The sequence below is a fragment of the Thalassotalea sp. Y01 genome, assembly GCF_012932945.1.
Lineage (GTDB): Bacteria > Pseudomonadota > Gammaproteobacteria > Enterobacterales > Alteromonadaceae > Thalassotalea_A.
This window is the reverse complement of record NZ_JABBXG010000003.1, coordinates 51,491-63,493: the sequence shown is the minus strand read 5'-3', so window position 1 is coordinate 63,493 and position 12,003 is coordinate 51,491. Positions and strand designations below refer to the sequence as shown.

Annotated in this window: 9 protein-coding genes; 1 reads left to right on the top strand and 8 read right to left on the bottom strand. The window is 43.8% G+C overall.

Annotated elements, in window-relative coordinates; translation table 11 throughout:
* Positions 1-61: 61 nt before the first annotated feature.
* Positions 62-1,405 carry a metalloprotease PmbA gene (pmbA, locus tag HII16_RS05140; protein WP_169128104.1) on the bottom strand — a complete coding sequence of 448 codons (1,344 nt, stop codon included), beginning with the start codon at positions 1,403-1,405 and terminating at the stop codon, positions 62-64.
* A gap of 143 nt (positions 1,406-1,548) precedes the next feature.
* On the opposite strand from pmbA, the gene yjgA reads away from it, so the two are divergent.
* Positions 1,549-2,094 (top strand): ribosome biogenesis factor YjgA, encoded by a 546-nt coding sequence (gene yjgA, locus HII16_RS05135; RefSeq protein ID WP_169128102.1) that lies wholly within the window; start codon positions 1,549-1,551, stop codon positions 2,092-2,094.
* Positions 2,095-2,175: 81 nt separating this feature from the next.
* On the opposite strand, the gene tldD is transcribed toward yjgA, so the two are convergent.
* Genes tldD through mreC form a run of 7 tightly spaced genes read right to left on the bottom strand, consistent with a single transcriptional unit; the run spans position 2,176 to position 11,949 of the window.
* On the bottom strand, positions 2,176-3,615 hold the full coding sequence (gene tldD, locus HII16_RS05130; protein ID WP_169128534.1) for a metalloprotease TldD: 1,440 nt from the start codon (positions 3,613-3,615) through the stop codon (positions 2,176-2,178).
* 16 nt (positions 3,616-3,631) lie between these two features.
* On the bottom strand, positions 3,632-4,465 hold the full coding sequence (locus HII16_RS05125; protein ID WP_169128100.1) for a carbon-nitrogen hydrolase family protein: 834 nt from the start codon (positions 4,463-4,465) through the stop codon (positions 3,632-3,634).
* A 1-nt stretch (position 4,466) separates the two neighbouring features.
* Positions 4,467-8,543, bottom strand: coding sequence for a YhdP family protein (locus HII16_RS05120; RefSeq protein ID WP_169128098.1), 4,077 nt, complete (start codon positions 8,541-8,543; stop codon positions 4,467-4,469).
* On the bottom strand, positions 8,543-10,012 hold the full coding sequence (gene rng, locus HII16_RS05115) for a ribonuclease G (protein WP_169128096.1): 1,470 nt from the start codon (positions 10,010-10,012) through the stop codon (positions 8,543-8,545). Before rng ends, HII16_RS05120 begins: the two co-directional genes overlap by 1 nt.
* A complete protein-coding gene (locus tag HII16_RS05110; RefSeq protein ID WP_169128094.1) occupies positions 10,012-10,593 on the bottom strand; it encodes a Maf family protein in 582 nt (193 codons plus the stop codon). Before HII16_RS05110 ends, rng begins: the two co-directional genes overlap by 1 nt.
* The gene (gene mreD, locus HII16_RS05105; protein WP_135439027.1) at positions 10,593-11,075 is read right to left on the bottom strand and encodes a rod shape-determining protein MreD; all 483 of its coding nucleotides are present in this window, start codon (positions 11,073-11,075) and stop codon (positions 10,593-10,595) included. The genes HII16_RS05110 and mreD overlap by 1 nt, the downstream gene beginning before the upstream one ends.
* Positions 11,056-11,949 carry a rod shape-determining protein MreC gene (mreC, locus tag HII16_RS05100; protein ID WP_169128092.1) on the bottom strand — a complete coding sequence of 298 codons (894 nt, stop codon included), beginning with the start codon at positions 11,947-11,949 and terminating at the stop codon, positions 11,056-11,058. The genes mreD and mreC overlap by 20 nt, the downstream gene beginning before the upstream one ends.
* Positions 11,950-12,003: the final 54 nt, after the last annotated feature.

The window sequence follows — 12,003 nt, the reverse complement described above, 5'->3', positions numbered from 1 at the left end:
GCTTGGATTCAATACACTGAATCTCGGCATATGCAGGCGTCAAAGACATGTGAATTCAGGGTTATTGACCTGATACTTGCATCTGTTCGATCAATAAACTGCCGGTTTGGATACTGCCACGCAAATCAAAATCATTGCCGCTTAACACCAGACTTTTGAAAATATCTTTAAGGTTTCCTGCGATGGTAATCTCTGACACAGGGTAAGCTATTTCGCCATTTTCGACCCAAAACCCAGCGGCGCCACGAGAATAATCACCAGTAACAACGTTCACCCCTTGCCCCATTAATTCCGTCACCAGCAAACCAGTACCGAGCTGTTTCAGCATGGCGTCGAAATCACCACCGTTGGCGGATACCTGCCAATTGTGAATCCCACCCGCATTACCTGTGGTTTGTAACCCCAGTTTACGAGCCGAATAACTGGTTAATAAATACGACTGCAAATGACCATCTTTAATGATATCGCGCTCGATTGTCGCAACACCTTCCGAGTCAAAAGCAGAGCTCGCCAGACCGCGCTTTATAAATGGCATTTCTCGTATTTGCAGATGTTCATTGAAAACTTGTTCACCAATAGAGTCTATCAAGAATGACGAGTCACGATATAAATTACCACCACTGATCGCGGAGATAAAATGACCAAACAGACTGTTGGCAACATCAGCACGAAACATCACTGGGCACTTTTGTGTCGCGAGCTTACGACCATTCAATCGAGCCAGAGCCGCATCTGCAGCTTGTTCACCTAAGGTCTTTGGCTCTTGTAAATTGGCAAATTCGCGACTGACACTGTAATTGTAATCACGTTGCATATCGTCCGCGTCGCCAGCGATCATCATACAGGTCAGGCTATGACGTGTACTTGGGTAGGCGACTAATTGACCATGGCTATTGCCATAGACTTTAAAACCTTCGTAACTGGCAAAATTGGCGCCGTCAGAATTGATGATGCGTTGATCACGCTCTAACGCGGCGACTTCAGTCTCACGCGCCAATTCAATTGCTTGGTCTGGCGTTATCGATTGCGGGTGATAAAGATCCAAATCCTCTGGTTCAAATGCTAAGGATTGTTTATCTGCCAATCCTGCACATGGGTCGACAGAGGTATAGTCGGCAATATTAATTGCTGCTTGCACCGATTGCTGCAAGGCGCTATCGGATAGATCCGCTGTCGAAGCAGAGCCTTTACGACCATCTTTATATAAAGAGATGCCTAACGCACCATCGTTATTAAACTCAACCGTGTCAACCTCGCCCATGCGCGTTGAGACACTCAGTCCCTGCATTTTAGAAATCGACACCTCGGCACTGTTGGCACCAAGTTTTTTTGCCATTTCCAGTACTTTGCTGACACTGTCTTTGACTTGTTCTATTGACTGATCAATTGATTGCTTTTGTTCCATGATTTGGCAGATATAGGAATAGACTTAGGGCAAGGATATCACAGCCAGTAATTTTCCCAACGCCAATTCGATAATTTATACAGATAATTTCCAACAAGCCCGCAAATGCGCAGTAAAAACAGTTATAATAAGAAAAACTTAACTTGTTAAAATTTCAGGATATGGCTAGAGAAATTGGCGAATACGATGAAGAAAACGACATTCTTTACGTAAGCAAAACCGAACTTAAACAGGACATGAAAAATCTGGCAAAGCTTGCAGAAGACATTTGCCATATGGGGGCAAAGCAACGCAGTCAATTAGCACTGAATGGTGAAATTGAAGCGGCTTTGGTTGTTGCCGATAAAATCAAAGGTAAACACGATGCCTTTAATCGCAACGTACAATTTATTGCTAAGCAGCTAAACAGTCTTGACGTTGAAGCACTGCAATTACAAATCGATATCATGCAAAACAAGCATGGCATTGCCGAAGTACAGCACCGCTTTTATGAAGAATTGCGTGATGAGATTATTAACGCAGACAACAACCGTATTGAAGCGCTTATTAGCGACAATGCAGGCTTTGATCGGCAACGTTTAAGACAGCTTATTCGTCTGGCAGGCAAAGAAGTAAAGCAACAAAAGCCTGGTAAAAACTACAAAGAGTTGTTTAAGTACCTCAAAGAAAACGTACCATTTAAAAAATAACGGTTCTGCTTTTGCTTCAGATATAAAAAAGGCCCGCTTCCCTATTAAGGGAGCGGGCCTTTTATATTCGCTATAGTGCGGTTACTGAGTGCCGCCTATGGTCATTTCATCGACTTTTAAGGTAGGCTGACCAACGCCAACAGGCACTGACTGGCCGTCTTTTCCGCAGACACCAACACCACTATCTAACGCCAGATCGTTACCAACCATACTTACATTTTGCATCGCTTCCGGGCCGCTACCGATTAAAGTCGCGCCTTTTACTGGTGAGGTGATTTCACCATCTTCAATTAAATACGCCTCAGCGGTGGTAAAGACGAACTTACCTGAGGTGATATCTACTTGTCCGCCAGCAAAGTTTGGCGCATAAATACCTTTCTTCACCGATTTAATAATATCTTGTGGTTGGTGCTCACCAGCAAGCATATAGGTGTTGGTCATACGCGGCATTGGCAAATGTGCATAAGATTCACGACGACCATTACCTGTTGGTTTAACACCCATTAAATGCGCATTATGTTTGTCTTGCATGTAACCACGTAAAATACCATTTTCAATTAAAGTATTGTATTGCCCAGGTGTGCCTTCATCATCAATAGATATAGAGCCTCGGCGTCCTTGCATGGTACCGTCATCGACAATCGTACAATGCTCTGAGGCAACACGCTGACCAATTTTGCCAGAGAATGCTGAAGAGCCTTTTCGGTTAAAATCGCCCTCTAAGCCGTGTCCAACCGCTTCATGTAATAACACACCCGGCCAACCTGCACCTAACACAACCGGCAGCATACCCGCTGGAGCATCAATCGCATTAAGGTTAACCAATGCTTGACGAACCGCTTCTTCTGCATAACATTTGTATCTTGGCTTATTGCCATCTAATTCAAAAAAGTAACTGTAATCAGTACGTGCACCGCCACCAGAATTGCCGCGTTCACGGCGACCATTGTCTTCCACCAACACCGAACAATTCAGGCGCACTAATGGGCGGATATCATTGGCAAAAGTACCATCACTCGCTGCAACTAATATTCGCTCATAGACGCCAGACATACTAACAATGACCTGTTTGACACGGCTATCTTGAGCTCTAGCGTGCGCTTCGACCTCATGCAGTAGATTGATTTTTTTTTCTTGTGCCAAACTTTGCAATGGGTCGTTATGTTGGTATAACGGCGTTGCATCTGTCGGACTAAACACTTTCACCGAGCCAGACTTTTCTTCACTAACAATACTTCTCGCCGCTGTAGAAGCTTTCATTAATGCATCAAGGTTGATGTCATCAGAATAAGCGAAACCCGTTTTTTCACCCGCAATTGCACGCACGCCAACACCTCGTTCGATGTTGTGTGAGCCTTCCTTTACGATGCCATCTTCAAGCATCCAATGTTCATTACTGGATGCTTGAAAGTACAAATCAGCAAAATCAATTTTGCGCGTAAACATATGGTCTAGGCTGCGTTGTAATTCTTCACGGCCTAAATCACTGGCGTGCAGTAATTCTTGTTCAACATGGTTCATTAACGGATCCATCAAGTCAGGGCTCATTGCTGTTCAATGAGCAATTAAAGCGATTATGTTTTGCAACTGGAATACTTTGTCTGACCCGCTTAAGCAGGTCTAAATCCAGCGGCGCGGTTATACTGGTCAGCTCGTCGGTTAAACAGCAAACTACCTCACCCCAAGGGTCGATTATCATCGAATGGCCATAGGTTTGTCGACCATTTTTATGCTCGCCAGATTGGCCTGCTGCAACGATATAACATTGATTCTCTATCGCTCTTGCTTGCAGCAAAGGTTGCCAATGGGCTTTACCGGTAACTTGGGTAAAGGCCGCAGGTACAGCGATAACATTGGCACCTAATGCCGCTAATTGCTGAAATAGTGCAGGAAAGCGCAAGTCATAACAAATACTCAGGCCCAATTGAATATCTTGTAAAGGCTGTTGCACCACCTTGAGACCAGCGTCAGTATATGCAGACTCACGATAGCTTTTTTCACTATCTTCGACATCAACATCAAATAGGTGCAGTTTTTGGTAGTTGGCCAGCAAACTACCGTCTGGTGCAAACAATACACTCGTCGCTTGAAATTTTTCGCCAGTGCCTTGTGTTGGTATGCTGCCTGCCAATAAATATATGGCATATTTGCGGGCAAGCTGCTGCAAACCTTGCTGCATTTTACCTGCGCCTATCGGCTCAGCAATATCCAACTGTTGTTTATCGCGTCCACCAAAAAACAAACAACATTCAGGTAACACAACAAGGTGTTCAGCGGCGATGGATAGAGTCGATAACTGCTGGTCGACAAACGCTAGATTTGCATCAATATCAGGCACCGACTGCATTTGTATCGCCGTCAACTTCGCCATATCAAATATCCGTCGAAGCGTCGCTATTAACGTCAGCGCCGACTTTCTCGTCTAAGACCTCAGTCTCAGGCACTTTAGCACCCGACACCTTGTCAGCCACAAGTTTGTTTTCAATGGCCTTATCTTTTCGCTCAGGCTTTCGAATAGCGTTAGTGTTGGAAGCGGTTTGCACGCCACCGTGTTGGTCTTGTTGCTGCTGCAAGTCACTCAAATCAGGCTTTGACTTACCCACATTGACGTTACGACTTTTGCGATCAACTTCTTTGAAACTTGGCTCGGCAACGGTGCCAGTTAACTCAAAGGTAATCACAGAGATAACTTCGGCCTTCTCAATAGCTTCATTGACCACTAACGCCGCGGCACCGGCAAGTGGATTAAATAGCCAAGCTGCGATAACCGGCAAACTGGAGGTAACTTTCGGTGCAAATGACATTCTATAGTCAAGCTGATGATTCACCAGGCTGGTATTACCTTGGATGGTTAGGTTACCTGCAGCGCCATTCATTTTCAGGTTATCGGTGTAAACAACACCGTTTACGACGGTAAAATCACCTTTGAAATCACTGTAAAACATGCCTTTGGCAAACACATCGCGAAAATCCAGGGTCAATTTACGAATCAAGGATTGCAAACTCAACACACTAAACAAACGAGCGCCTTGGTCACTGACCTCAGCAAGGTAACCATCATCAAGTCTAGCCTTAGCCTTGCCACTCAATGACTCGACATTAAACTGATGCGGCCCACCTTTCCATTTCAATTCATAGCTGCTCTTAAAGCCACTGTCTTTGATTCCAGATTGGATATCAAATATAGCCAGTTCTTTTTCGACGTCCGCCGTATTTAAGGTGCCCGATAATTCCGTGATATCGACAATGCTGTCTTTTCGCCATGAACCACTTAACTTAAGTTCTGTTTTTTTGCGCGTTGCAGTAAAGTCACGCAATAACACCATGCTACCATCGCTCTTTTCCAGCTCAAGCGTGACCTTGCCAAAATCGAATAACTGATATTTACAGCTGTCACAGGTAAGCTTTAAATTAGGAAAATCTGCCGGGCTTATATTTGCTTGCTCCGCATCATTTTTTTCGGGTGCTGGCGGAAATACTTCAACTTGCTCTGGCGGCTCCGTCTGTTCCGTTAATAATTCAGGATCCTGAAAGTGAATAAAATCAGCATCAACTTCTAGCCCACGCTGTTCAAATTCGTGGAAGAATTTTATGCGCCCACGTATCTCATCACTGTTTAGCTGTAATAGCCACCAGTCTTGCTGAAACAATAAATTGAAATCAACATGATGAATAGGCACACCATACAGATCAACAGTGTCAACGTTACCACGAATCCTTTCTGGCGCTTCAAGAAAAGCATAGCTTTCCTCATTGGAAGCAATCTCTTTGTCATCAGGTAATGAATCGATAATGGCAAAAATAAACTTATGCCAAGGATCGTATTCAATACGCTTTAAGCTGGTGGTGATGTGGAAACCATCCATTGGCAACACCATCTTTTGTGTGCCCAGCACCAGTTGCGCGCGTTTAAAGGAAACCTTTTGATGATCAAGCTCGCCGGAGAAGCTCAAATTGTCACCTAAACTTGCCTCTATTGACGATTTATTAGCATCACCCCTTACCTTTACAGCAAGTGAGCGCTTACTTTTTGCTTTTTTCAAATACGGTTTTGGTAAATTTAACTGCGCTTTTTCGAGGTTCGAATCCAAGTCCAATCGATAGGAGATATCTCCCTCACTTGGAATAAATAACTTTAGTTTGCCTTGCCAATCGGCTTGCCCTTGTACATAGGTTTGCAGTGGTTTCGGGATTTGCGCATTGTAGTGCTCAGGCTGCCAAGCAGCATCTAAGTCAATATCAACACGGTAAAAGTCATCCTTAGTCTGGCCTTTAACATTCAACTTCATTGGCATACCACGCCAATAAACATTTATATCTTTGGTGGTAATGTAATCATTAACAAAGGTTAGTTGGCCATTGACGCGATCAAAGTCCATTTCCGGTGCGGCTAAGTTGATCTTGTTATCAGCGAAATTTATCACACCTTTGGCAACGGCGTTGTCGGTGTCAGACAAAGGCAAATCCAGGCTAAACGTGCCGCTAATAAACCCTTCTGGGCCAATATGCTGTAATGTACTACCAACGCTTTCTGCTAATGGGCTGTTATTCATAACATGAGCCACATCTTTGGCTTTGCCTTCGACTTGCGTTCTTACGGTCAATATTGAATCGCCACTCAGGGTCGCAATACCAACCTCAACGCCCTTAGTTTCTATCCCTGCTAACGTGCCGTCGTAAGCCGTTATAAACATAGCATCATTGGTAAAATTTAAGTTGAGATCTGCATCCGTGATGGCAGGCCAAGATGACTCAAATGTATACTTGGCTTTGTGCAAATCCGCATCAACGATAAACGCGCCGGAGCGGTCTAAATAGGGAAAGGTATTAACCGGTCCATTAACCAACACACCAGCTTGCGTTATTTCACCATAGCCAATCGCTTCGGTTAGATACTCAACGAGTCCAGGGTCCATAATAGGTAACGGCAGATAATATTGTGCTTTAGATGCATCACCTTCGGTAACGTATGCATATAAACTTAACCAACCCGGATTATCTGCTTGTTGCTGATATTGCACATCAGCCTCAACGGTTAATTCATCTGAACTAACCTTGATGTCTTCTACCTGCAGACGCCATGCGTCTTGCTGCCAGCTTACATTGGCTTTGGCGTGCAACTCATTAAATGGTATTGGTCTTGAGAAACCGTCAGCAAAGTCTAGTGCACTATCACGGGCAGTGATATTGAGTTGTACTTGCGAGTTGGTCAGTAGTAATTGACCATCTAGGTTAGCGATTCCAGGAATGCCGTTAGCGTGATCAACACCAAATTCATTAATATCGGTTGTTAAGCGAAATTTTGTGCCTTTGCTATGCAGTGAAATATCGGTTAACTCGCCGCGCAAATTCAAACTGGCAAATGCCTTGGCTTGCTCACTTTCTTGTTCAACCACAGAGAAAACTTGCCATAGGTTTTGCAAATCAATATCTGACACATGCAATAGTAACTCGGTGCCATCAACATAGCCGTTAAAGCTTAGCGGTTGCCACGCTTGTTGGTCAAAAAACAACGGCAATTCAGAGCTAAATAATGTGTATGCATGGCCTGGATTATCCATTTCTCGATATAAGCTAATATGACCTTTTGGCAAACTTAACGTGTGTTGCTCGTCAAAACTAAACCAAGAGACTTCATTTTCGCCCAAGGTTAAGTGTGCTTGGGTGAGCTTGCCCTTTTCAATATGCAGCCATGTCTCTAGATTGATGCGACTACTGAATCTATCGGCTCTTTCTCCAAACTGCTCGGTAAGCCAGTCAGTGGCATCTATATCGGTACCGGAGAGATATATGTTGCCTTTAACCTTGTCGCGAGTATTACCTTCAAGATTAATTAACAGTTTTGCGCTTTTAGCGGAGATCCCTTCGATTTCGAGCTTACCTATGCCGTGATGTTTTTTACCATCATTATGCCAAGCCAATTTGCTCAGCAATAGGGTTTGTGTACGCTGACGGTTGGTATGGTGTATTTTCGAATTAATAACCGAGAAACGGCTGACTTGTTTAAATAGCAGCTCAAAAATGGCATCGATATCGGTTTCAGCTTGGGCTCGATCAGCGCTAATTTGAGTTTGATCGAGATTGATCTGTGCACCGTCTAAGGTGAAGTTGTGAATTTTTAGTTTTTGTTGGGTTAAGGTGTACCAAAAATCAAGCCGTACATCGATTTCATTGACACGAACAGACAAGGCCGCAGAGTTAAGTAAGTCGACGTCACGCAAGATCAGCGTTGGACCAAACTTTTCCCAACCCGCGGAAAGTTCGCCAATGCTTATCTCGCCGTCGTAACGGGAGTTGATAACATCTTCAAGCTCTTCTTTAAAGGCGGGTGCATGGGGTAATAATATTCGGGCAGAGGTGATCAAAACCGCAAGCAATACCAACAGTACTGCCAGAGTTTTGTATAACCTGTTTAACCAGGTATTTAAATATGCCCAAAAAGCGTCCACTACATCATCACCACGTCAAACTGCTCCTGGTTATACAAGGACTCGGTTTGTACTCTAATCTGCTTACCGATAAACATCTCTAATTCAGCTAAGTGATGCAGTTCATCTTCATTAAGCGCTTCGGAAACTTTCGGTGCGGCGTAAACAATAAACTTGTCGGCATCATAGGCGCGATTAACTCGCACGATTTCACGTAATATTTCAAAACACACGGTTTCGACTGTTTTTAGTTGGCCTCGACCATCACAGGTCGGACACTCATCGCACAACACATGCTCTAAGGATTCACGGGTGCGTTTACGGGTCATTTCAACCAGACCTAATTGAGAAAAGTTACTGATACTGTATTTAACATTATCTTTAGCCATCGCCAATTCTAAGCTGTGTAATACCCGTTTCTGGTGTTCATTATCAATCATATCGATAAAATCGATAATAATAATACCACCTAAATTTCTCAGTCGCAGTTGTCGAGCAATTGCTTGAGTGGCCTCAATATTGGTATTAAAGATGGTCTCTTCGAGATTGCGATGTCCGACAAAGGCACCGGTATTAATATCTATAGTGGTCATTGCTTCAGTTTGATCAATGATCAAATAGCCACCGGATTTCAATTCAACTTTGCGTTGCAAGGCACGCTGAATTTCGGTTTCGACGGAAAACAAATCAAATATTGGTTTTTCACCTGGGTAATAGGCGACAATATCTTTAAGCTCTGGCACAAACTCTTCGGTAAATTCGCTGATTTGTTCAAAGGTTAATTTTGAGTCAACCCGAATACGCTCTAGTCCGCTGCCAACAAAGTCGCGAATGATGCGACAGGCCAAATGCAAATCCTGATACAAGGCTAAGTCGGTTTGCTTGCGCTGCTTACGTTCACGAACTTTGCTCCACACACGACGCAAAAATTCAGCATCATGGACCATTTCATCTTCACCGGCACCTTCGGCGGCGGTGCGCACAATAAAACCACCATCGTCATCGCAAAAAGGCAACACAATATTACGTAATCGATTGCGTTCTTCTTCGTCTTCAATTCGCTGGGATACACCGGCATGAGAGGAATTAGGCATCATAACCAAATAGCGCGATGCTATGGTTAAGTCGGTGGTCAGGCGCGCCCCTTTAGTGCCCAAAGGATCTTTTACCACTTGCACCATAAGATACTGACCTTCATGCACTAAGGTGCGAATATCGGCCACTTCATTATCATTGCTGTTTGATTCACCACTAGTGATCAATCGCGTACGAATATCCGAGGCATGCAAAAATGCCGCTTTATCTAAACCGATATCAACAAACGCGGCTTGCATGCCAGGCAATACTCGAATGACTTTACCTAAATAGATATTACCGACAATACCTCGCTTAGCATTACGCTCAATATGAACTTCTTGTAATGTTCCATTTTCAATTAATGCCACTCGCGTTTCGCTTGGTGTCACATTAATCAGTAATTCACCGCTCATTATCCACCTGTTGCCCGTTGTGCTTCATTTAGCAATTCTTGAGTTTCGCATAGAGGTAGGCCAACGACTGCGGAATAGCTCCCCTCAATTCGTTTGACAAATTTCCCACCAATCCCTTGGATCCCATAACTACCCGCTTTATCTTGAGGTTCGTTGCTTTGCCAATAGGCTGTTATTTCTTGTTCTGATATTTTTCTAAACTGTACTTTGGTGATAACACAATCGATAAGTTCTTGTTCACCGTTAAAAAGGCAAACGGCGGTCATCACCTGATGTGTGTTTGTAGACAGCATGCTCAGTGTCTTTTGACAATCGGCGAAGTCTTTGGGTTTGCCTAAAATATGCTGTTCAAATACAACTATAGTATCTGAACCCAGTGACCAACAATGTCTATCTGCATCTTTAATATTACCCCAACCTCGAGCCGCTTTTTCTCGCGCCATGCGACAAACATATTGTTCTGCGGTTTCATCAGGTATAACCGCTTCATCAATCTCTGCCTCTACTAGGCTAAAGGATGGCTGCAACTGTGCTAACAGCTCTTTACGTCTCGGTGACTTTGAAGCGAGATATAAGCTCATTAGTGCACTCGAAAATGGCGTCGTACTTTGCGTAGCAGTAAAAACACCACAAACCACAAGGCAGATGAGGTCAATACCGGTTTTAAATAACTGATGGCGAAATCAACATCAAATAAAAATCGTTGAATCCAAAATACAATCAAGTGATACAACGCAACAAACAAGCCTATAATTAACGACTGTTGCCACAGCGAAAAGTTGCGAATTTTTTGATAATTATTGGCACTAACATAGACCACTAACGCACTGGCAAAGGCGTTCACACCAAGAACCGATCCCAATAATACGTCAATGATAAAACCAACAAACCAGCCATATAGCACGTTCACTCGATTTGGTAACGCTAGTGACCAATAAACCAAAACCATTAACGTCCAGTTTGGACGAAATGAATCTGCGCCTAACGGCATAGGGATGATGGTCAATATTAATGAGACCACCAAGGTTATGACAATAACAATATTATTGTTCTTGGCCTTCATTAACCGCTCCTGGTTCCATTGCTTGTTCCGTGTCTACCATTTGTATCGCCTGACTTTGTGGTGGCGTTAATAACAATAGATATCTTAATTTGTCCATCTCAACCAAGGGGCTGACACGGATTTTGGCAAATTCTTTATTGGGGTCTTCAGACACGTAATTGACCGTCGCGACAGGATAGCCTTCTGGGAATTTACCGCCCAAGCCAGAAGTGACTAGCGTATCGCCAACGCGAATATCACTGGAATTTGGCACATGGGTGACATCCATTTGTTTGATACTACCGGTGCCACGGGCAATCACTCTAAGTCCATTGCGATGCACACGCAATGGTATGGCATGACTAATATCGGTAATCAGCAATACTCGGGAATTATTCAGACCTACATGGCGGATTTGGCCAACCACGCCGGTATCATTAACGACCGGCTGACCTTCATAAAGACCGTCGTTTTGGCCTCTATCGATGACTACTTGATGTGAATAGGGATCACTGTCTACCGATTGAATTTCGGCGACCATTTTGTCGATTTTATCGCGAACAGGAGATGACAATAAACTTCTTAGGCGATCATTCTCTTGCTTAAGAATATCCAACTCCAACAAACGCTCACGCAAGAGTAGCTCGTTCATTTGCAGACGTTGATTGTCCATTTTTAATTGCTGACGAGTAACAAGGTTTTCTGATGCGTAATCCATTACTTGCCTTGGGGTACTGGCGATGTACTGTAATGGGCTGACCATCGATTGGAAAACCCCGCGAACTGCGTCAAAGCTAGCAAGTTTATGATCCAATAAAATCAACAGCATAGATAAAATCAATGCTGTAAACATACGTCTGTGACTGGAGTAGCCTTCAATAAATATTGGCGTCATAAATATCGCAAAGGCAGCTTAAGCTGCCTGTGTATTACAATTTAATCCGGTACG

Excerpts from the sequence above, each read along its gene's own strand:
- pmbA (WP_169128104.1), bottom strand. The coding sequence starts at position 1,405 with ATGGAACAAAAGCAATCAATTGATCAGTCAATAGAACAAGTCAAAGAC.
- tldD (WP_169128534.1), bottom strand. The coding sequence starts at position 3,615 with ATGAACCATGTTGAACAAGAATTACTGCACGCCAGTGATTTAGGCCGT.
- HII16_RS05125 (WP_169128100.1), bottom strand. The coding sequence starts at position 4,465 with ATGGCGAAGTTGACGGCGATACAAATGCAGTCGGTGCCTGATATTGAT.
- rng (WP_169128096.1), bottom strand. The coding sequence starts at position 10,012 with ATGAGCGGTGAATTACTGATTAATGTGACACCAAGCGAAACGCGAGTG.
- HII16_RS05110 (WP_169128094.1), bottom strand. The coding sequence starts at position 10,593 with ATGAGCTTATATCTCGCTTCAAAGTCACCGAGACGTAAAGAGCTGTTA.
- mreD (WP_135439027.1), bottom strand. The coding sequence starts at position 11,075 with ATGAAGGCCAAGAACAATAATATTGTTATTGTCATAACCTTGGTGGTC.
- mreC (WP_169128092.1), bottom strand. The coding sequence starts at position 11,949 with ATGACGCCAATATTTATTGAAGGCTACTCCAGTCACAGACGTATGTTT.